Here is a 21191-nt window from a genome sequence, read left to right on the forward strand (position 1 = left end):
GATGGTATCCGATGGCGCCGGGGGTAAGGTGGCAGCTCGACGTACCAGGTAGCCTTACGAAGCTAAAAGTGGCCGGTCAGGTGGCGGACGCCATGCGCCGGATACACGACCCCGCCGAACTTCTCGCCATAGAGCAGGCACCCGTTTCGGCAGACGGCATCGCTGGCGACGTCGTGGGCCGCGCCTCGATCATCGCAGCCTGCTTCTATGCCAAAGCTCTTTTACGTGACTGGGAAGGAATGGCGGATCCTGTCACCGGCCGGGCGCTAAAGTTCACCGACGCGGCCGACATCCAAAAGGCGCTGATCTACAACGAACCCGGTTCGCCACTTGTGTTGACCGCATTTCTTGCTTGGCTCGAGAGCCACACCGTCGATGGGCCTGAGTTCCGCGCATTAGCCAAGCCGCTGGCGGCGCGGGCCGCCGGCGAGGATGCGGAAGTAACTTCCGAAACCTGCCGCCTTTGCTGGTCCATCTTCGATAGCTCGCCGGATCTGTGGGTCGCGGGAGTGGGCTTGGACTTCCATAACGCGCTCCTCACCTTTGAAGATCGTCGGCCAAATCTGGATGGCTACGACATCGGCGCCGCGTACCTAGCGTTTGTAGCGATCGACGAAGGTCGCCGGAGCGCGTCCCATGGCTGATGGCGGCGGTATCAATCTTCGGATCGCCCTGAAAGGCGCTGACGAGGTCAAGGCGGGTCTGCGCAGCATTGGGCCTGAGGGCGCCCGAATGGCCAGGGAACTGGATCGCTCGATGCGCCAACCCTCCCGTGCAATCAGCGCTTTGGACAACGTGGTCGCTGGCGCTCGGGGGGAGTTGGCTGCCTTTGCTGGGCCTTTGGGAGGGCTTGGCCCTGTTGGCATCGCCGCTGGCGCTGGATTGGCCGCCGCAGGTCTGGCCGCAGCGGCATCGGCTGTGCAGTTCCGGGAGGCGGCGTCCTGGGCGGCTGGCCTGACAGACGTCGCCGATCGCATTGGCGTCTCCGTCGAAGCGCTCCAGGAGCTCCGTTACGGCGCTGACGAGGCGGGTGTGCCGATCGAGGCCATGGAGGGTGGGCTAGAGCGGTTGAACGCCAGCCTTGGCGCTTTTCTCACGGGAGTCGGGGACGGCAAGGTGAAGGCCGCCTTCGCAAAGCTCGGCATCAGCGAAGAGGATCTGAGCGGCGTCGATACGGCGGCTGAGCTGCTTCCTATCGTTGCGGACCGATTGAAGGAAGTTCAGACGCAGGCTGAACGCGTTCAGCTGCTGAAGCGGCTCGGCATCGCGGAGCTCGAGCCAATGCTGCGGAACGGCGGCGACGCCTTACGGGGTTGGGCAGACGAGGGGCGCGACGCCGGACTGGTGATCGGCAAGGATCTGGTCAATGACCTGGACCAGGCCGATCGCGCGCTGGAGAAGAACCAACAGAAGATCGACGCCAACGTCAGAGCGATGCAGGCGGTGCTCGCACCCTTTTGGGTTTGGGTGTCGGACCAAGCCGCGAAGGCTGCGCGGGCCATCTCCAATCTGTTCGTCCATACAGAAAGCGAGCAACTACAGGCTGCGATCAATCTGCGGGCGCGTATCGAGCGTGGACAGCGCGCCAATGGGCGGCCGCTCGATACTCGGACAAAGGGCATTTACGACCGGGCAGGCCGCGATGCTGAAGAAATCCTCGAGCGGAGGCGGCAGCGCGCCGCCGCTGAGCCCACGGTTCGCGATGACGCCGTTGATCGCGATCGTGATCGCCCCGGTGGGGGTGGTGGCGCTGGCGGCGGAAACAGTGCGGCGAATGCCGCAGCGCGCGCGGCGCGCGAGGCTGAGCGAGTGGCGGAACAGGCGAAGCGCCGTTCGGCTCGTGTCGATGACGAGATCTACCGCGCCAAGTCGGACCAGCTGCGAGCGGCGATCGACATTACCCGCGACATGGCCACTCGGCAGAAGCTCGAACAAGACGGCTTGGCGCTCCAGCAAAGCCGTGACCGTGAGGAGCTGGCGGCCTTCGTCGCCGAAGGCGAGATCGCCGATACCAAAAAGGCCGAACTTCAGGCTGCTTTGACCGCGCGCCAGACCGCCGAACAGCAGGCCCAGGCCACAGCTCAACGTCTCGAACGTGAGCGAGCGTTGTCCCAAGCTCAGCGTACGTACGATGATCTTCAGGGCCATATCCTGTCGACGGCGTCGTCGATGGCTTCCACGTCCGATGAGCGACGCCAGATAGAGCTTCAATTGTTGTCGATCGCGCAGGAGCGGATGAAGGCGGATCTGCGGGATCAGATCGCCGCGGCAGAGAGCGCCGAAGCCCGGCAGACATTGGTCGCCACCTACAACGCGCTGCCAGTCCTGTTCGCTGCTCAACGAGGAGAGGTCGAACGCCGGACGGCGGGACCGGTGGAGGCCTGGCAGACGGAGCAGGCGAAGAACCGCGCAAACGCCGGAGATCTGATCCAGCAAGACGCGCTTGATGCCCTGGATGGCCTCAACAGCGGCCTCGTCGATGCGTTCAAAAATGCGCAGGGCGCTGGGGATGCCTTGCGTCGGATGGGCGACGCCGGCGTCGATGCCCTCGGTCGGGTGGCCGATGCACTGATGGAGATCGCCCTGCAGCGACTTCTGATCCAACCGCTTGCGGACTCCTTGCTGGGACGCGGCGGGACCGGGGGTGGGGGCCTGCTGAGCGGCTTCCTCCGAAACCTAGTTGGTGCCGGTGTCGGCGGGGGTGGAGGCGCTACCAGGCCCCCAGGCGATAGCGGCGGTCTTCTCCCCGGCGCGTTGATGAAGGGCCTTGCGCGGGGTGGGGTGCAGGGCGCTCGTGGGCTGGTGCCGGTCGGGGAGTACGGTATGGAGCTGATCGACATGCCGACCGGAGCTCGGGTCTATGATACTGAACGGACCGAGCGCATGATGCGTGACATGGCGCTTTTGTCCCCGCGTATGATGCGTGACTTGCCGCTTTCGTCCCCGCGCATGCTGCCCGCCGCTATGCCCATCGGAACGGTGTCTGCCCCGACTTCCGTCAACACGACGATCAAGATCGTGAATCAGACCAGCGAGCCGGTGAAGGCGACGACGCGGCCGATTGAGGGAGGATTTGAAGTCCTGCTTGACGCCGTCGTCGATCGGCGGATCGCCAGTGCGGGTTCGGATGGCAGTTTGAGCAAGGCGCTTTCGCGCTCGCCTCGTGGCAAAACCCGGTGACGAACCAGGTTCGTTTCGACGTTGATTCGATGGGTTTCCGTCTTCGCCAACATCCTTCGATGGGGCGAACCGGATTCGCTTCAATGGGTTAAGGGAGTAAATCGGCCCCAATTGACTCTTTGCTATTTGGCGCCGAAGCTCTCCTTAGGATGACATTAACCGTGGATGGGAGATTTTCTGTGCCGGTACCAGATCGACAATGCGCTGCCTCTCTGCTAAATCCGCGCGCCTTTCGCGACCACTCCGCGACGCGAGCCTCATGATCTGCCGGCGGGATCTCCGCCAGACTTCAACCGTTGAGCACGTCCAATGACTTGGATAATCGCATTGCTGGCGTTTCTGCTCAGCACAGTCGCGCTCGGCCTGACTGTGGTTGGCGTAAATATTTGGGTCGGCCTCGCTCGCCGGGGGCCGCGCGCCGCCGAAGAAGCATACCGTCGTGGCGACAGCATCCAAGCATGGCTTGACCCCTCGAAGTCCGCGCCTGTGGCTGGCCCTCAGCATGACAACCGCGCCGCGCTCGCTGGCCGGAAGGATCGAGTTCGTGGCGTCGTGGCTGTGTCGGAGCACGCCTCAGACAACGTTTACGGCGTCTAGGTAGCGCCTTGCTGAGCTATGTCGGCTGGTCGCCTACGATCCTTGGTCGAGTTGCGTTCAGCCGGATAGGCGACACATACAGATCTGGAACGATCGTCTGTAACGAGACCCAAGGCGAAGGCTTCGTCTTCGGGGTCATCCGACGCGTCAGTCATGATGGACCGTTCCCCGCCTGGATGACGGCATGGATGGGGCGGTTCCCCTATACTGACTGGGCGTTCTTCCTGGAGGTGAAGTCCGGCGAGCTCCCGTTTGAAAAAGATGCCTGCTCAGACGCGGAAGATGACGCGCCCTCAGTGGTGCTCCGAACCGACAGCAAGGCGGAGCTTGTCGGCCGGATGTACCTCCTAAACGGCGCCGCGAAAACTCGAGGCCAAGCGGCGCTTCAGGCGATGACCGACTGCCGTGACGCAGCGTATCTGTGCGTGTCGGGGAAGACCCCCGGTCAGGTAAAACGCGAGAGCTTCCATCGCTCCCGGTCCGCGTTGGAAAGTGCACTCCAAAGCAGCTTTCGAGCTAATAGGCGCAACGAACCTACCCCAGTGATAGGCGCTGTAGACGTTGTTCTTTCGCGCAGCGGCACGGTCAAGATTGATGCGGATCCCGGCTGCCTGCTGACATCGCTCGCCCTCAAAGAAGCTCACGCTGCCGGCACATCCCTAGACACGATAGACCCGCGCAGCATTGACGGTCGGCACGTCGAGGCCATCGCTGCGCAGGCATTCTTCGCGATACGCGATGTCACTCACCAACATTACCACCATCACTCTCGTTCGGATCTTCTGACGACTGTCACCCACTGGACCCCTGAAACGGATGAAGAGTGGCGCAGACAGACTCAGTATGGGCTGACGCGCATGGCGATTGCTGTCCGCCGTCAAGAGAAGGCTCAAAGCTTCAGGCAGGCATTGGGGATCATCGCTTATGCAGACGCTTTCCAGCGCCACTTCTGCGGCTGGATATCGCCGTCTCCTGGCGTGGTTCAGCCTTCGCGCGTCAGCTTCAAGTACGATTTTGCGGCGCTGAAGGCCTCGATCGAGGCAAGCTTGAAGGTCCGGGAGCTCAAGGACTCCAACCGCCGCGCGCGTATGTTTTTCGCTTTCGGCACCATGGTCACGGCGCTGTCCATCCTCGTGCCGGTGTATCGAGGAAATACCAAGCCCCTGCCTTGGCTGCCAGATCTATTCCGGGATCTTCTGTCGGTTCTGGTCGCAAACCCGATTGTCACCTTGGCTGGCGCAGCGGCATTCGGGTGGGCGGTCGATCATGCCATTCTCAGCCTATCCCTCAACCCCGATTGGTTCGAGCGCGTCCGCGCCAGCGGCAGCCGGTTTATCGGTGGCGTCATGGGCGAGCTCCGTCGCCGACGTGTGCCAGCTCGGCTCGCTCAGTGGGGAGCGCTTGCGCTACTTGGTCTGATCATCCTGTTGTCTGGCTTTGGCACCTTCATAGGGTACCGCTATTTGTACGGGATCATTGAAGGCTCAACGACCTTCACTCCCTAGAACGGTAGCTGGCCCGCAGAAGCAGTCTGGCGCTCACCAGTCACCCAAATTTGGCCGAAGGAATTTACATCCTCGATCTGACGGCCGAGGACGCCCAGCCAGCCGCCTGTCCAAGACCCAAAGGCCGCCGTGCCGTCGGGGAAGTAGAGCTGCTCGGGCAGGGTGCGGATCAGGTAGATGGGGTTTTGGCCCGATGAGTATTCCTGGCCCAGCTGCGCGAAGGCGGCGCCTTCCATCATAAACACGGGCTTGCCCTGGCGAGCGAGGATCACGCGGCCGAACTCGCGGTCTTTCAGCGCCTCGGCCGCTTGGAACAGAGCGCGGGTGAGATCAATCGTCGCGGCGCCATCGGCGGCGACGAGGTCGACGGTGATGTCGCGGGGATGGATCAGCCAGGACCGGTAGACGTGGACACTGGTGACGGCGTTGCGATCGTCGCGGCCGAGGACGGTGGCGACGGGAGCCCAGACCGTGAGGTTGTAGGCGACTAGGCATGTGACGATGACGGCGATAGCCACCGGCCATCTCGGCCGTCGTTTCAGTCTCGATTGTGGTGCCAGCGTCTCTAGCGCCGGCGATGCATCCTCGACGTTGGTTTCCATAGGCCCTCCACCTGACACAGCGATAGACGCACGTGGAGCTTGTGTCCAACGAACCCGGTTCGTCACGCGCCTGGATCAGCCGAGATTAAAAGTCATCGTCACTGTGAATTCCTGATCTCGCGTCATCGCATCGACACTGACGGGGGAAAGCTGAGCGCGCTGCACGACGCGGATTGCGGCCCGGCCGAAGCCCATGCCTGCCGGCGTTTCGCTTACAACGCGGCAGTTCGCAACAGATCCGTCGGCTCGCGATGTGCAGCTTAGGACTGCAGATCCAGAGATTTCTCGCTCCAGCGCCCTGGCGGGGAAGTCGTCAGCGGTCGCTCGGGGTTGGCGAGCCCATTGGACATCCGTCACTGGTTCCGTCGAGGTCGTCGGCGGCTGATCTGCGAAGGGGTTCTTGGGTATGTGCGCCAAGCGCTGGCGTTCACGTTCCGCAGCAGCGTGCTCGCGTCTAACCGCGTTGATGCATCGGCGCAGGCTGCTTGTCGCTGCAGCGCTTCCCTTGAGATCCAGACTGTCGACCAACTGGTCGCCGTTGTGGACCTTGAAGCTGCTCCCTTGCGCGAACTGATCCACGAAGCCCACTGGCATCTTCATCATCAGGCCACGGCGATAGCCTCCTGTGACCGTGCCGACGGTGTCCCCGCCCGCGAAGCTCACATCATCGATCGTGACGCTGGCGTCCGGGTATTGTCGATCTTCAACCGTTGTCCAGTTCAGGTTGCTGATGATGACGTAACTGGATCCGTCCAGCTCAAGGCTGACGCTCAGCTCCGTCGTGCCTTCGCCCTCGAAATCTAAATTCGTGAGGCAGCGCTCTTCAAACTGCCCGATTCCCCAGCCGCCCGCATCGGGCCAACTCGCTTGGCCAGCCGCCAGCGCCAGCATCAAGGCGATCGTCATGTTGGCCCCCAAGCCCGTCCATCCAAGTTGTGATTATCCCAACCTGGGCGGCGGCGCCATCGAGGGAAAGTCTGTCGCTGGTGATGGGTCGATCACGCCTTTTAGGCGAGCACACATTACGCACACCTGCGGACGACCTAAAGCTCTGAAAAGCATAAACAAAAGCCGGGCGCAAAATAGATCACATATGATCTGCGAGGTTACTTAGGGGCGATTGCTGTGTCTAATCAGTATCTTATATGGATCGTCGATGATCCATCTAGGGGTGCTTCAGGCTCGCGATGATCTCTGGTCGGAGAGGGACAGGGGGGGGACCTATCCCCGATGCCCGTTAAAGCGACCCGGCCGCTTTGTGATTGCGCCGTCCTGCTTGTGAGCTCGTTTCCAGCGCTCCAAAGCTTGCTCTGGCGTTTCCTGCAAAACGTCGCCCCACTCATTCCGGGCTGCTGTGGGCATTGGCTCGCCGATGACGATGCGGAAACCACCAGAGGGCGGGAAGTCAATGGCCCCGACTGACTTGCCGGAAGCTTCGACGGCCGCGATTGCACGGCGGACATCGGCTTGGGTGAAGGATGGTTTCGAACGGCGCGCGGCTGTTTCGCACTCCTGGTCGCGGCGAATGGCGTCCAGGTCGTGGATGGCATCGGCGCGAGCGAGGGCTCGGATTACCCTCAGAAGCGCGGGATCCAGCTTGTCGGCGTCTTCAGTCACGGTTTTCAGAACAGCGTTTTGATCGTCCGATCGACGCCTGCGATCAGGTCCTCCGCGTCTTCGGCCGTCGGCTCTGAGCCCTTGTTGTGCGTGCACCTCACGCGAAGTTCGTTGAGGTGCTGCAATCGGCGCCAGTCTGGCGTAGTGAGCACCTCTGCGTCCTTCAGCGCTTGAATGAAGTCACCGAGGGTGGGGCGGGCTTTAACCTTCACATCGTGGCTCGCCACCACCTCTTGCAGGTGACGCTCCAACACGATTCCTGCGACCACGCCGGCGGGGCGGACAAACTTATTTTTCAGCAACTCGCGGGCGCCGGCCAGTTCACTATCGAGCACGTCAGCATGAACGAGTTGGCGGATATCAAAGAGGGAGCTTTCAAATCGAGCGGCGCAGGCAGCCAATATGCGTGTCTGGCTCTCCAGATGTGGGATCGCAGCTCCGCCGTCGACATGCACCGTACCGCCTAACTTGAGGATGCTGCCCTGCATAAAGTCTTCGATTACGTAGTTCCCGTAGTCGATTTCCTTGCGGCCCTTCGGGATTTGATAGTGCCGCCGGAAATCTTCCAGTCTATCGGGCATGACCTGTTTGAGTAGTGCTGACGCCTCCGAGTACCACCTTTCATAGTTAGCCTTGAAAGGCGGAAGATTCTTGATCAGCTGCTCAGCCTCTTCAGCTCCGATCTGCTCGGTGGCTTGCTTGCGAAAATGTGTTGGCGCGTAGTCCAGCTTCATCGCGTAGACCAAAGCCTCAGCAGTGTTAGTCAGGCGTTTGAGGTCGGCCTTGTAGCGCTCAAGATTGGAGACGCTGCTCATAGCGCCTTTTCCAAAACAGCCCGGATAGCGGCGGGGCGGCTCAACGACGTGTCGTTTGCCTTGATCCACGCATCGAGCTTGGCAAGCTGATCCGGCTGAAGCCGGACTTGGACCTGGGTGCCGGCCCCAACCGCAGGCCGACCCTTTTTCTTTTTGGTACCACTTGACGTCATGGTTAAGACGGTACCATAAAAGTCGGGCTGAGCAAGCGCGCCAACGCTTGCTCAGCCCTAACCGCAACCGATCGTCTGGAGATCAGGTCATGGCTTCACACGCCACTAGCACAGGTGCGCCCTGCGCACAGCCGGGGCTCGACGCCCGCTTCCCCTATGTGGTCGATCCCGATCACCGACCCGCTCCACCGGCTGATTTGCCGCCTGAGCTGTGGGCCTTCTTCAACGCCGCCGTTCAAACCTTTGACGCCGAACCGACCGGACATGTCCTGGGCATCGATCTGCGGACTGAAGGCTTCGACCCGAATGACTGGATCGAGCGTCTGGCCGATGCCGGTGGCGGCGTCTGGTTCAGCCTGGCCCTGTCCATGTCGCCAGAGGGCGATGTCGGTGCGGCGCTGCCGATCTGGATGGAGATCCGCGAAACGGTCGATGCCGAAGCGCGACGGGCGGCGATCACGCGCGCCATGATCCTGCGGGAAGTCCGCAAGATGTTTGCGGTGCCGGCGCAATGAGCGGGGGCGCGGACATCGTCCACCTGCCGACCGCCGCGACGAACCCGGTTCGTCAGGGCGGCGCGGTTCACGCGGTGGAGCGCGAGGGCGTGGTCGTCTTCGGACGGTTCGGTCGAGGCTCGCCGCCACACGCATCGGCAGAGCGGTCCGCCGCCATGATCATCGCCCTGGCCATGCTCGGCACGGCGGATGAGGCATGGGGACGGCGGGCGCTGGACTTCGCCAAGATCATCGCCGGGGACGTATCCAGCGAAGGCGCCGCTGAGGCCGTCGCCGTGATGGAACGAGCGCTCAGTTCGGGACTGCCCAAGGTGTCGCGATGAGCGTCTCGAACAGAACGCGCCGAGGCGCGGCGATCAGCCGTCGAGGCCTGATCGCCGGGGGCGCCACGGGAGCCGCTGTCGCCGTTGCCGGCAGGCCCGCGGTCGCAGAGCCGGCGGCTGACGTCGAGCTGATCGCCATCGGCCGCGCCCTGGACACGCTGCTGCCGGATCTGGAGCGGCGGCAAGTTCAGCAGCAGGCTCGGCTCGAGGTCGCGCACCAGGCGGCGAGATCTCAGGCTGCCTGGGCGACCGCAACGCCTCATGACCGCCATGACATGCTCGGCCGGTTCGAAGATCTGCACGGCGTGAACGACCCCGACGTCGAGATGGAGACGCCCAGCTTCGCGCTCGATCGATTGGCGAGGCGAAGCGAGGCGATCGCAGCGACGACCTGGGCCGGACTGAGGACGAAGGCTCGTCTGGTCGCCTATGCACACGGCCCGCTTAGCGAGGATGATTCCGAGCTGCGTTCGCTCTTGGCTGACCTGGGCGCCGTTCCGAGCCGCATCTGAACAGTCGCACGGCATCGGACGAACTTACTTCGTCCGATGACGGTCAACCGACCGAACCGGCATGAACACCCGTGCACGTCCAAACCCCTCGACGAAACCGGAGACACTTATGACAACCCATGTGCCTAAACTCCTGAATGTGACGGAGGCCTGCGAGCAGCTCGGGGTCTCGAAATCCTGGCTTGCCCAAAGCCGCCTTACGGGACGCGGACCTGCCTTCACCAAGATCGGCACTCGCTGCCTGTACGATCCGGCCGACCTCACGGCATGGCTGGCCAGTCAACGCCGATCGTCCACGTCGCAATGCGGTCCGCAAGAGGGAGCGCGCTAATGAGCAAGGTGAGCAACGGATTGCCCGCCACGGCGGTGGAGGCCGAAAAGGTCGCGCTGGCTGCGAGAGCGGCGCAACAGTCGATGAGTGATCGCCGCGCCGCTGCTGCGGCGGAACTCGCGAAGGCGGAGGCCCGGCTCGCCGAACTGGCCGTCGCCGTTTCAGCCAGCGGACCGGATGCTGATTTCGAGAAGGCGGCGGATGAAGTCAGCCGGCTCAGGACCCGGCTCGAAACCTATGACGACCAGGTGTTGCCCTCGGCAAACCGGAACGTTGAGGCGTCCGAAGCCAGGGCGGCCGAAGCGCGGCGCCACGATGCGTACATGGAGGCCAAACGACTAGCCGATGCCGCTGCGGCCGAATTGGTCGCCCAGTTTCCGACTTTGTCCGCCCTGCTGACCCGTCTACAGGCCCAGATCGCCGAGGCCGACGCGGCCGTCGAACGGGTCAACAGCGATCTTCCTCACGGCATGCCGCCCCTGCTCGAACCCGAGGGACGGGTGCGAGATCAGCAGAGCCGCGATGAGGAAGCGGTCGATGAAACGACTATCGAATGCTGGGCATTCACAACAACGGGCGTCCGGCTGACTGACGAGCAGGTGGCGCATGTGCGCGTGCACGAAGGCGGCGGCGCCTATCTTTCGACTGATGGCGCTATGCCGGCTTCCGCCAGCCGGACGGCGGTTGAGAAACGATCGTTCCGCAGGGTGGAGATCCATCCGGCGCAAGATTGGCGCAAGGGCGGTCGCCTCGGAACCATTGATCTCGGCTTCCTAACGGTGCCTACGGCCAATCAGACCCGCGTCAGATTCGAACTGCTTCCCCGCGACTGAGATGAGCCGGACGTTGCTTAGCGAAACGGCAGTCGAGATGTGGGCGTTCGTCGATGACGGACGCCCCGTCAACACGGCCGTCGGCGGAACCATTCACGCGCCGGCTGGGGAATGCGCGGTCTTTCGCCCATCGAGGCGAAGGCCCGGCGTTGAGCGTGTCGTGGAGATACGATCGTTCGTGCGCCGGTTTTACGCAGAGCGCCGGCTCAATGGCTCGATCGCTCACTGGTCGAGGGTCGATCCGACATGAGCGAGCGAGCAACAGGGCGCGTCGATTTCAGTCGCGTCAACGGCGTGGCCCTTCGCAACATCGACGCCGTCGTCCGAGGGCTTCTCCCGGACGGGCGGCGCGAGGCCAGCGAATGGGTCGCGCGGAATCCCAACCGATCCGACAAGCACCTCGGCAGCTTCAAGGTGAGCCTGGTCACTGGGAAGTGGGGGGATTTTTCTTCAGGCGATCGTGGCGGCGATCTCGTCAGCCTAGCCGCCTTCGTCACCCGTATGTCGCAGCGCGACGCCTGTATCCGCCTGGCTGAGAGCCTGGGCGTCCATCCTTACGAATGAGCATCATGACATCCAAAGAGAGCTTTTCGCCGGCACAATGCCGCGCCGGTCGCGGCCTGCTCGATTGGAGCGCCGACGACTTGGCGCGGCGGGCAGGCTTGGAATGCGAGGCCGTCGAACTTTTCGAGCGGGGCGAGGGAGATCTATCGGTTCGAGACCGCCAAGCGATCGGTCGAGCATTCGGCGGGGCCGGCGTGATCGCGAAGGCAGAAGGGTCTGGAGGCGAAGGGGTGCGGTTTAGCCGGCCTGCTCGCCTTCCGCCCTCACACGGTGACGAACCCGGTTCGCGAGGGCACGAGGCGTGACCGATGACGCCTTCGCCCGGATATCAGCTGAGGCCGCAAACGCGCCCGTCACCGCTCGCAAATCATCCGACAAGGGTGAGCTGGTAGCACCCGCGCCAGCAGACGCGCCCTCGCTGCCGAGCACTTGGCGAGGCGTAGGCGCTCCGTCGGCCTGCTGGACCTATAGGGACGCGGACGGACGCATTCTCCGTCACGTCCTCCGTTTCGATACGGCCGAGGGCAAGGATATTCGCCCCGTCACGCTGTGGCGTGGAACAGACGGTCGCTTGAAATGGATGTTCGGTGCTGGAGGCGACGGGCGTCCGCTGTACGGATTGGACCGGCTAGCTGCGCGACCGAATGCAGGCGTTCTGTTGGTGGAAGGAGAGAAAACCGCCGACGGCGCGCAGCAGCGTTTCCCCGACCTCGTTGCGGTGACCTGGCCCGGCGGAAGCAATGCGATTGCAAAGACCGACCTTAGTCCGCTGGCCAGCCGGACGATCGCCATATGGCCGGACGCAGACGAACCAGGCCGGAAGGCAGCGGAAACGCTTCGCCGGGCGACGGTTCAGTTGGGTGCCACGGCATCAGTCGTGCGCCTTCCTGAAGATCTGCCGAAGGGTTGGGATCTGGCGGACGAATGGCCGGCGCACTTGGGAACACTGCGATCACGGGCCCTGATCGATGCGGCGTTGAGCGCCGGTAAAACGGAGACGGTTGCTCCACGCGGGTTCAGGTCCGACTCGGGCGGATGGTGGTGGGCGCCGGAGACCGGTGGCAAGGACGGCGACGCTCCGCCTCCGCCTCTATGGCTTTGCGGTCCCTTTCAGCTCGCCGCCATGGCGAGAGACGAGGACGGCCTGGACTGGTCGCTGGTCCTCGACTTCCGCGACATGGACGGCCGCATAAAGCGCGAGATTATCGGCCGAGCCGAACTGGCGGGCGACGCCGTCGATGTGAGACGCCGCTTGATGGGGGCGGGGTTGCCCATCGCGACAGGAAGGAATGCCAGGGAGCGGTTGCAGTCGCTTCTGGGCATGATGGTGACATCGGAGCGAGCACGCCTGGTGTCATCCTCGGGGTGGAAGCACGGCATCTACGTGATGCCGCATAGGTCCATCGGCGCGGCGTCGTCGACCGAAAGCGTGATTTTCAGAGGGCGCGCAGGCGGGACGTATCACAGCGACGCCGGGGAATATGACGAGTGGCGGCGGCTGGTCGCAGCCCCGATGGCGGGAAATGCGGTGGGCGTGTTCGCCATGTCAGCGGCATTTGCGGGGCCGCTGATGCGTGACCTCGGCGCTGAAGGAGGAGGCTTCCACTTGAGGGGTGGATCGTCGACTGCGAAGACGACGGTGCTGACGGCGGCCGGCAGCGTGTGCGGTGGGGGCGGGCCGATCGGCTTTCTGCAAACCTGGCGAAACACCGACAATGCTCTGGAGGCTGTGGCCCTCGCCCATAACGACGGCCTGCTCGCTCTGGACGAACTGCGAGCGCTCTCGCCCGAGGCGGCCGGCGCTGCCGCCTATGCGTTGGCGACCGGAGCGACGAAGGGACGGTTGAGCGCCAGCGCCGAGCTGCGGACGCGGCCGTCGTGGCGGGTGATGATCTTGTCCACCGGGGAGCTGTCGCTGTCGGATCTGATCCGGCTGACCCGGTCGAAGGACAAGGCCTATGCAGGTCAGGAGCTGCGTCTGATCGATGTAGGCGTCGATATGGAGGTCGTCGGCCCTGGCGGGAAGTCGATGGGCGCCTGGCACACCATCCACGGCGCCGAGACGCCTGCGGCGTTCTCCGACGCCATCAAGGCCGCCAGCGGCAAACACTATGGTCATGCACTGCCGCTGTTCATCGAACGATACATCGGACAGCGCACCGAAATGCGGGAGGCGGCCGCTGCACTTCAGACGGCGTTTCTCGCGCAGGTGCTGGTCGAGGGGGACCACGGGCAGGCGCGCCGGGGTGCTCAGAGATTCGCCCTGGTCGCCGCCGCCGGCGAGCTGGCCGCCGCGCTGGACGTCGTGCCTTGGTCGCGCGGCGAGGCGACACGAGCCTGTGCGATCTTGTTCAAGCGCTGGGCGGCGGCCTTTGGTCGAGAATCTATCCGTGAAGATCGTGAGGCCCTGATCCGGGTGCGTGCCTTCATCGAGCGGTATGAGGGCTCTCGGTTCCGCTGGTTGAAAGACGATGTCAGCGACGCGGAAAGCTATGCGGTGGAGGCTGCTGAGCGTGACGGCAAGCTTCGAGAAGGGGAGGCCCGATCCCTCGACGTTGCAGGGTACAAGGGCACTCGCGAAGGCATTGGCCTCATCTATCACTTCAATCCGGAGTTCGTCCGCAGCGAGCTTTTTGCCGGGATGGATGCGTCAGCAGCACTGAAGGCAATCAAGGATGCAGGCTTCCTGATCAGCAACGGCGAGGGAGGCCGGCTGACGAACAAGGTGTCTGTGCCTGGTGTTGGGAAGCGCAACTTTTACTCGATCGCCAGCGGCATCATGGAGGCTGACCTGCATGGCGACGGCAGCTGAAGCTGCCCTTGATCGCCTGTGGCAGCAGTTCAGGGCGGCTGATGTTTGCTGTCCTGTTCGAGATCCGCCAGGCAACGCGGATCTCGACATCTGCTATGTTTGGGCTGAGCGTGTTGCGATCATTACGTCGGAAGGCCGTCTGTCCCTGACAGACGCTGAGACCGCCGCGACTTTGCAGGTTGGGGTGCGACCTGACGCTGCGTCGATGGCGGCTCTGGCAGCGTCGCTGCGGTTCCCGCTTTTCCCAGAGGGAACTGACGTGCGGAAATAATGGGAACTGATATTGTGCCTGTAAAGCAATATCTTAGGCCGTAGGTTCCCGCGTTCCCGCAGTTCCCCGCGTTTTAATAGAGCCAGCCGCAAAATGTCGGTCTCACGCCCTGTGCCGATTGAGCTGTGTGATATTGTCAGCCTCCTGGGCCTGCCCGTTTACGATCGTCTCCACGTGGCGACCCCAAGCGACCAGAGCAGCCTTTCGCTCGGGGCGATACTCATGGCGTTGATAGACGCCGACCAAGCCGCCCTGAGATCCAGAGACGTGGTTCAGTACTCGCTCCACCACATGCGGGGCGAAACCCAGAGCCGCCATGCCGGTCGCGGCCGTTCGACGAAGATCATGCAGCCGCCATGTCGCGGCATCCGGTGTTTCGCCAACCTCTAACCCTTCGGCATCATTGACCTCGGACAGACCGACCTCGCGGACGCGCCTGTTCAACTGGCGCTTGGTCGCAGAGAAACCACGAGCGGCCCCTTCGCCACGAGCAGGGAAGAGGAAGGACCCTGTCTTGGGAATCTTGGCGATCACGGCGAGCGCCTGGTCGCTCAGGTCTACCTCGTGCGCCCTGCCGTTCTTTGTCCGCTCGCCTGCCAGTCTCCACGTGCGATTGGGGACGTCGATTTCAGACCAGGTCATGCCGGCGACTTCGGCTCGGCGCTGGCCTGTAAGGATGAGCAGTTTGACCAGCGGGCCGAACAGGCCGCTGAGACGCTCGCTGCCGTGCCAAGCGAGACGTATCTCGTCGTCGGTCAAAACACGTTCTCTCGACTTCGGCCGGGGCGGCGCCCGAAAGCCTTCACATGGCGACGTGGAGATGAGGTCGCGCTCCAGGCACCAGGAGAAGAGTGGGCGCACGGCCGCGAACGTAGCGCGGGCGACGGCCGGGGAGCGTTTGGTAATCCCGTCGATCAGGTCGGCGACGTCGGAGCGACGGATGTCGGCAATATGCCGCTCGCCCCATTCAACGATGGGGCCATGGCGCAGCAACCGTTCCGTTTCGGCCCACGACCTGTTGCGTTTAGCGCGCAGCTCGATGAACCGCTCGGCGACTGCTTTGAAGTTGTCCCGATCGCGGGCCGCGAGGCGTTGTGCTTCTTGTTCGGCCGCGTCGATGGTGGCGCGGCGGGCGACACGGTCCGCCTCGCGATCGGCAAACGGGTCGCGTGCGAGATCGACCTGAGCTAGCAGCTGGCGCGCCTCTGCTCTGGCTTGGTCAACGGTCCAGGGGCTGCCGTGCTGGCCAATGGTGATCCGTCGTGTCTTGGCGGGCTGTCCAGCGATGGCCTTCGACCGATACTGGATGAGGTAGATCCTCGATCCTGAAGGGGTCACACGCACGCCGAAGCGGCCCAACTGTGTGTCCCATCCGTAGACGTCCTTCGCTGCCGGTTGGATCGCTTCGATGGACGTCTTGGTGAGCTTCAGGGTGGCCATGGTCTGCTTATCGGAATGGGGCGCTGCGGTTCCTGATAAGCGCCTGATAAGCAGCTTGCGTCAAACCCCATGCATCCATGTGGCACGGGGTGATACGTAAGCCATTGATCTTAAACACTCTGCGATACCGAGTGTATTGCGGTGCATTATCGTGCAACGATAAACCTGCTTGACGAGGTCAGGGGTTCGACTCCCCTCGGCTCCACCAGGCACCTTCGATTAGTTCAGTCTATTCAAGCCGATGCGCACCGGCGCGCGGCGTTACCCTAAAAGATACCCTAAATACGATTTCTGCTCGCCGGGTTTGATGTCGCCGCAGATAATACACACTGATGCGCCTGGACGCAGAGCTTGCCGCCCGCGTCGTGCGCAACCCGTCGCCGCATGCGGCCGCACGGGCTATGTGCCAGCCGAGACGGCGCGCGGGCTGGACACGTCGATGTCTCTACCGCTCGTCGCGCATCACCTGGTCTGCAAGGCCTGCGGGTCAAAGGGTGCCGCCTTACAGGTCCGCTTCTCGATCTCGGACTATTACGATCAGGCGCGTGGCCATGGCTGCTTGATACCGGGCGGGCATAGCAAAACGCCCCCGGCGTGAACCGAGGGCGATCAAGGCGGGCGGTCTCACCCAGGGAACGTAATCGACCGCCCACCGAGCGGGGTGGCGCATATTGCCGGGCCACCACCCTCACAGGCCGGCTCCGCGCAACTAACTCAGATCAACGACACTGCGTTCCGGAAGTCCGCAAAACGACAAAAGCCGCCGTCCTCGAAGGTCGGCGGCAGTCGGAAAACACATGAGCCGACTTTGCGATCGGCTGGCCAGATAACCACAAAGCGCTGCGTCAAGTTCCCCTTAATCCACTCAAGCTTGGCATTTGCAGCGTCGGTTTTGATTGGTAAATCAGCGCGTTTAGTTCGGAGTGATCAATGCAACGGAAACCTATCGACGAGCTGTGTGAGATAGCGCGCTGCGGGGGCAGCATCACAATCTATGCTGACACGCGTTCCGCTGACGAACTTATCCAGCTCGCGAGCGCGCTACGCCATGGGGCAAAGCTCACACTGAATGGCACAGCGATGCGGCCGAATGAGGAGCTATGTCGGATCGCCAAAGCGTCGCCGGGAAACGTCACTTTCACGGGCTAGAGGGCTCGCGAGAATACCAGAGCCGACGTCGCTGCTCTTTTAGCTTGCGCCACTCTTCTATCAGCCGCCGCTCCGCGATCAGCGTTTCGACGGCGAGGGCGCGGGCGGCATCCGCCACTCTCAAGGCCTGCTGGGCTGAGCTAAGCGGGGCTGTCGTCGTTGGTTTAGCCCGGTCGTGGCGGCGGCGGACAGTCGAGCCCCCGCATCCCCATCGTATCGAAGAACCGGCAGAGACGCCCGACCTGGGCCGCCAATCGGTCCCCCCGCGCCTCGATGGCGATGTCGTAGGCGTCGAGCGCGGCCTCCGAATAGATCGCCTCGGGCGCCAGGACCGGCTTCGGCTCAACCGCCAGATCGGCAGGGCTCGGGTAGAAGGCGCTCTGCGGTGCCTTGGTGGCGCAACCGCTCGCAAGCGAGACGGACACGGCGAGCGCTAGGGACAGCATCAGGGAGCGAGTTGACCGCATCGGATAGATCCTTTTCGCGGGCGTTGATGATGGGGGTTTCGACCGAGGCCTCACGGGCAGCGGTTTCCCGCGCGCTGGACGCCTTCGCCTCGGTCTTTTGTATCTCGACCGCCTGACGCTCTCGCTCCCCCTGTGCGCCCCTGTGAGAGCAATAGGCGCCGGTCAGGATGAAGCCGGCGATGATGGCGACGATCAGCCAGCCGGTCGGGCGGAGAAGGCGGGGGATGGAGCGGAGGAAGGCGAGGGCGGCGATCATCCGGCGCCCCCGGTTTCGATCTGCTGGGCGATCCGTTCGGCGCGGCCCTTCACCTGTCCAACCCAGACCTTGTTCGCCCGGATGGCGGCCGCCGCCTCGCGCCAGCGCCCCGCCTTCATCAGGGCCACGGTGTTGGGCCACTTCTCGACTAGACCATCCGCTCCAAGGTTGAAGGCGATATTCTGGATCGCGCGTTGCCGCACCGGATCAGCCGTCCGCCACCACGGCGCCACCCGGTCCAGGTCGCGCTTGAAGCGGGCGATGTCGTTGCGCTTCAGAAGATCGGCCTCGTCATTCGAGATGCCACCGCCCTTCCGCTTGTCGATCAGCCGGCCGATGCCGATGGTCCAGAAGCCCCGGCTGTCCTGATAGGCGTGAAGCACCCGGCCTTCGTCACGCTCCAGCTCGCGGATCAGGGCCATGTCGTTCGGATCGATTTCACCGATTGCGAGCGACGGCGCTGGGATCGCTGCCTTGATCTGATTGACTTCCTCCTGGGTAAGGCCGCGACCCGCGATATCGCGCACGACGTCGAATAGAGCCTTGTCGCTCATGGTCAGTCTCCAGATTGTGGGGGTTGCGCGCTTTAGGTGTGCGGGATAGCGTCACGGTTGAGCCTCGCGGCTCGCTCTAGCGGGGAGCTTCAGGCCGGCGGTTCCGCAAATGCCCCGGCCTATCCATTGGGGGATGGATTGTGATGAATCAGAAGAACGTCGCGCCCTTCCTCATAACTATGCTCGCCTGGATCACCAGGCTAATCTTGGCAGGCGTTCCACGGATCAGGTGACAGCGAGCGTTGCATTCAGCTAAGCCATAAACGTCGCGGCTCATGCCCGAACTGCGTCAGGCGGCCCGGCTGGGCGAGGACATCATCGGCCGGGCCGCAAAGTAAATTGGGGGGTGCGAGATGGACGACAGGACGCTGGAGCGGCGCGCCATGGGCGCGGAACAGCTGATGACAGCGAAGATCACCGAGTTCGCAGCCCATCTGACGGCGGGTGATCGATCCGCCGCAGAGCGTGCCCGAACCGAGGCCATTGGGGCGCTGGAAGTCCACTTGGACCAGACCGATCAGCTGATCACACAGACTTTTGCCTGAGATGGCTAGGCGCATTAGGTCCGCTTTCAGCGCCGACGTCTATGACTGAAATCGACCCGTTGCAGACGTTGGCGACGACTGCTCTAAGCAAATGATGAAGGGGCTGATTTTCGGTTTGCCGCTACGGCCGCGCCTGACACGATGTGGACGGTCAGAGGATTCGCCCCCCAGGTTGACAATCACGGCAACCGTCTCTGTTGACCTCTTTGCCGATACGCTTCGAGTTGACTTTGCTGCTCGGCAAGGGACGGAACACCGCTGTCGTTTCGCAAGGTATCAGGCAACAGGCTGGTGTCATATGCACCCTGGCTGGGGGGATCGCCATTAAACGGCACGACGAACTGCGTGCCGTAGACTTGAGCTCTCCCGATGGATTGAAGGAACCGATCCAAGGTTGCCGTAGCGATCCAGATCGCGTCTTGCCGGCCTCTGGCCACAGCGGCAGTAGCCAAGGCATGGGCTAGTAGATAGTCCTCGGGTTTGTCCCCGTGCTGGAAGATGAACGCGCTCCGGTAATAGTCTGCTCCGCTCCGGATCTGCCCCGCATCAAGCATGTTTCGGACCACGGATCTGCGCTCGCGATCTCGATCACTGACGTCGGGGGCGAGGGGACCGTTTCCCTGTCGGGCATCCTGATCCTCCTGAAAAAGTGCGGCTAGCGCGGCGTTGTCAACAAAGGACGGCGGTCGTCCGTATATCGCGTCAGGCTGCCAGCCAGTGAACACCGAAACGGGCGAGTTCGACCGATGTAGATCGAACGTGGGACCACCCGGAATATTGGCGAGGGTCAGCGCCGCGCCATCGGCGGACACCAACTTGACTACATACGCTGTGACATCGGTCGGAGTGTCGCCATCTTGGACGCTAAACCGGAACTCGTCCCCACCGCACTCTGCGTTCTGGAAGCTTTTTGTTGAAGTGGGACCAACGACGTTCATTAGCCTGATCCAGCCGGTGTTGGCATCCAGCGTGAAGTGAGCCGGGCGCGAAAAATTTCCACCGGGCCGGCCCGCGCCGTCGCAGTCAATCCTCAGCACAAAGGCTGCGTGATCATCAATCGCCCAGACCCATAGCCCATCCAGCGGGGATGGTGACTGCGCGATCGCCGGCCTGAACGGCACGAGCAGCAAAAGAACAGCAAGAACGGCTAGGACATGGGCCTTCTTCAACATTCAACCGCTCGCCGATATTTCAACGCGTTCGTGTGTCCGAGAGCAAACCTTATCGCCGTCACCACTGCAATAAAGGGTTTGCGACTGCCTCCGCGGGAGCCTCGCAACTGTTTGACGCTGCGCGATTGTCTTTCCGCAATGCCGACACGAGAGTTCCGCGTAGCTGCGCATGTGGGACTGACCATCGCAACTGTGTGGGCGGCTCTGGCCGCCTTCTATGCAGTGAAGAGATACGCGTGCTCGCCGCTCCAATTCGAATGCCGAGAAGAGTTCTGGCGCCGTTTTGAGGATTTCATCCTTCTGCAGTGGCTAGACGCCTGGCAGACGCTGACTTCTGGCGTTCTTGCTCTTGCAGCAGCCGCAGTGGGTGCATGGTTCCTTAGCAAGCAGATTGGCTTGGCTGATCGGCACGAAACTGATCGCATCGCACGGGGCCATGCGTCGGCGCGCGCGGCGTTAAGCTTCAATCTCGATTATCTTTGGCGCCATGAGGAATCAGTTGCCGCTTGGCTGAGGGAACAACTTACCCACATCTCGCTTGGTACTTTGACGTCTGCACCACCGTGTCTCGACCAGCAGATGGTGGCGTCATTAGAACGCATGATTGCGAACAGTTCCAAGCTTGAAGTTGAGCCTTACGCTGAGCTCATCAGCCTCCTTCAGGTGCAGTCCGCTCGTCTCCATGGGCACTGGGCAGGATCTTTGTCGGGAGAGCCTCCGGGTTTGGCGGAGCTTTTAGACCGGTGCTACGATGCCATCGAAGCGGCTGCGCGTATAAACGCGCTCTTTCCCTATGCTCGTTTTTCGGCTGGGGCCGACTGCCCGAGAACGCCCGAACGCTCAGATATCACTAACGCTCGCAGCACCATTGGTTTCAGGGAGCATCAGGTCAGCCCGCACACAACTGCCGGGCTGAACGCTCGCATCGATCGGCGATGGCCCACTGCTTGAATCGATA

The 21191-nt window shown here is 62.8% G+C and carries 20 protein-coding genes; 12 read left to right on the forward strand and 8 right to left on the reverse strand.

What is annotated here, in order from left to right; all coding sequences use genetic code 11:
• Positions 1-68: 68 nt before the first annotated feature.
• The 3 genes from E7T10_RS03060 (at position 69) to E7T10_RS03070 (ending at position 5282) form a co-directional block, all read left to right on the forward strand.
• A complete protein-coding gene (locus E7T10_RS03060; RefSeq protein ID WP_137720673.1) occupies positions 69-644 on the forward strand; it encodes a hypothetical protein in 576 nt (191 codons plus the stop codon).
• Entirely contained in the window at positions 637-3180 is a 2544-nt protein-coding gene (locus E7T10_RS03065; RefSeq protein WP_137720674.1) for a hypothetical protein, read from the forward strand. The genes E7T10_RS03060 and E7T10_RS03065 overlap by 8 nt, the downstream gene beginning before the upstream one ends.
• A gap of 605 nt (positions 3181-3785) precedes the next feature.
• Positions 3786-5282 (forward strand): hypothetical protein, encoded by a 1497-nt coding sequence (locus E7T10_RS03070; protein ID WP_137720675.1) that lies wholly within the window; start codon positions 3786-3788, stop codon positions 5280-5282.
• Here the strand turns inward: E7T10_RS03070 and E7T10_RS03075 are convergent.
• From E7T10_RS03075 to E7T10_RS03090, 4 genes are all read right to left on the reverse strand, one after another.
• A complete protein-coding gene (locus E7T10_RS03075; RefSeq protein ID WP_137720676.1) occupies positions 5279-5884 on the reverse strand; it encodes a hypothetical protein in 606 nt (201 codons plus the stop codon). The genes E7T10_RS03070 and E7T10_RS03075 overlap by 4 nt on opposite strands.
• A 75-nt stretch (positions 5885-5959) precedes the next feature.
• Positions 5960-6790: an energy transducer TonB gene (locus E7T10_RS15865; RefSeq protein WP_246846085.1), complete on the reverse strand. Its 831-nt coding sequence runs from the start codon at positions 6788-6790 to the stop codon at positions 5960-5962.
• Between the two features lie 315 nt (positions 6791-7105).
• On the reverse strand, positions 7106-7501 hold the full coding sequence (locus tag E7T10_RS03085; RefSeq protein WP_137720677.1) for a hypothetical protein: 396 nt from the start codon (positions 7499-7501) through the stop codon (positions 7106-7108).
• A gap of 5 nt (positions 7502-7506) precedes the next feature.
• On the reverse strand, positions 7507-8316 hold the full coding sequence (locus E7T10_RS03090; RefSeq protein WP_137720678.1) for a hypothetical protein: 810 nt from the start codon (positions 8314-8316) through the stop codon (positions 7507-7509).
• A 262-nt stretch (positions 8317-8578) separates the two neighbouring features.
• On the opposite strand from E7T10_RS03090, the gene E7T10_RS03095 reads away from it, so the two are divergent.
• The 7 genes from E7T10_RS03095 to E7T10_RS03130 all read left to right on the forward strand — a co-directional run bounded on the left by E7T10_RS03095 (position 8579) and on the right by E7T10_RS03130 (position 14379).
• A complete protein-coding gene (locus tag E7T10_RS03095) occupies positions 8579-9004 on the forward strand; it encodes a hypothetical protein (RefSeq protein ID WP_137720679.1) in 426 nt (141 codons plus the stop codon).
• Entirely contained in the window at positions 9001-9327 is a 327-nt protein-coding gene (locus tag E7T10_RS03100) for a hypothetical protein (RefSeq protein ID WP_137720680.1), read from the forward strand. The genes E7T10_RS03095 and E7T10_RS03100 overlap by 4 nt, the downstream gene beginning before the upstream one ends.
• Positions 9324-9839 carry a hypothetical protein gene (locus E7T10_RS03105; protein ID WP_137720681.1) on the forward strand — a complete coding sequence of 172 codons (516 nt, stop codon included), beginning with the start codon at positions 9324-9326 and terminating at the stop codon, positions 9837-9839. Before E7T10_RS03100 ends, E7T10_RS03105 begins: the two co-directional genes overlap by 4 nt.
• Before the next feature lie 109 nt (positions 9840-9948).
• Positions 9949-10170, forward strand: a complete 222-nt coding sequence (locus E7T10_RS16085; RefSeq protein ID WP_168189874.1) for a helix-turn-helix domain-containing protein — start codon at positions 9949-9951, stop codon at positions 10168-10170.
• A complete protein-coding gene (locus tag E7T10_RS03115; RefSeq protein WP_137720683.1) occupies positions 10170-11003 on the forward strand; it encodes a hypothetical protein in 834 nt (277 codons plus the stop codon). Before E7T10_RS16085 ends, E7T10_RS03115 begins: the two co-directional genes overlap by 1 nt.
• 246 nt (positions 11004-11249) lie before the next feature.
• Positions 11250-11567, forward strand: a complete 318-nt coding sequence (locus E7T10_RS03120; protein ID WP_137720684.1) for a hypothetical protein — start codon at positions 11250-11252, stop codon at positions 11565-11567.
• Between the two features lie 301 nt (positions 11568-11868).
• Positions 11869-14379 (forward strand): DUF927 domain-containing protein, encoded by a 2511-nt coding sequence (locus E7T10_RS03130; RefSeq protein ID WP_137720685.1) that lies wholly within the window; start codon positions 11869-11871, stop codon positions 14377-14379.
• A gap of 373 nt (positions 14380-14752) precedes the next feature.
• On the opposite strand, the gene E7T10_RS03135 is transcribed toward E7T10_RS03130, so the two are convergent.
• The 3 genes from E7T10_RS03135 to E7T10_RS03145 all read right to left on the reverse strand — a co-directional run bounded on the left by E7T10_RS03135 (position 14753) and on the right by E7T10_RS03145 (position 18516).
• Positions 14753-16090, reverse strand: coding sequence for a site-specific integrase (locus E7T10_RS03135; protein ID WP_137720686.1), 1338 nt, complete (start codon positions 16088-16090; stop codon positions 14753-14755).
• Between the two features lie 1313 nt (positions 16091-17403).
• A complete protein-coding gene (locus E7T10_RS15650) occupies positions 17404-17706 on the reverse strand; it encodes a hypothetical protein (protein ID WP_168189875.1) in 303 nt (100 codons plus the stop codon).
• A gap of 252 nt (positions 17707-17958) precedes the next feature.
• Entirely contained in the window at positions 17959-18516 is a 558-nt protein-coding gene (locus E7T10_RS03145; protein ID WP_210416141.1) for a glycoside hydrolase family protein, read from the reverse strand.
• A 353-nt stretch (positions 18517-18869) separates the two neighbouring features.
• On the opposite strand from E7T10_RS03145, the gene E7T10_RS03150 reads away from it, so the two are divergent.
• Entirely contained in the window at positions 18870-19061 is a 192-nt protein-coding gene (locus E7T10_RS03150; RefSeq protein ID WP_137720688.1) for a hypothetical protein, read from the forward strand.
• A gap of 179 nt (positions 19062-19240) precedes the next feature.
• On the opposite strand, the gene E7T10_RS15830 is transcribed toward E7T10_RS03150, so the two are convergent.
• On the reverse strand, positions 19241-20233 hold the full coding sequence (locus tag E7T10_RS15830) for a hypothetical protein (RefSeq protein WP_210416142.1): 993 nt from the start codon (positions 20231-20233) through the stop codon (positions 19241-19243).
• A gap of 171 nt (positions 20234-20404) precedes the next feature.
• On the opposite strand from E7T10_RS15830, the gene E7T10_RS03160 reads away from it, so the two are divergent.
• Positions 20405-21184 carry a hypothetical protein gene (locus tag E7T10_RS03160; protein ID WP_137720689.1) on the forward strand — a complete coding sequence of 260 codons (780 nt, stop codon included), beginning with the start codon at positions 20405-20407 and terminating at the stop codon, positions 21182-21184.
• Positions 21185-21191: the final 7 nt, after the last annotated feature.

The organism is Brevundimonas sp. SGAir0440, assembly GCF_005484585.1.
Classification (GTDB): domain Bacteria; phylum Pseudomonadota; class Alphaproteobacteria; order Caulobacterales; family Caulobacteraceae; genus Brevundimonas.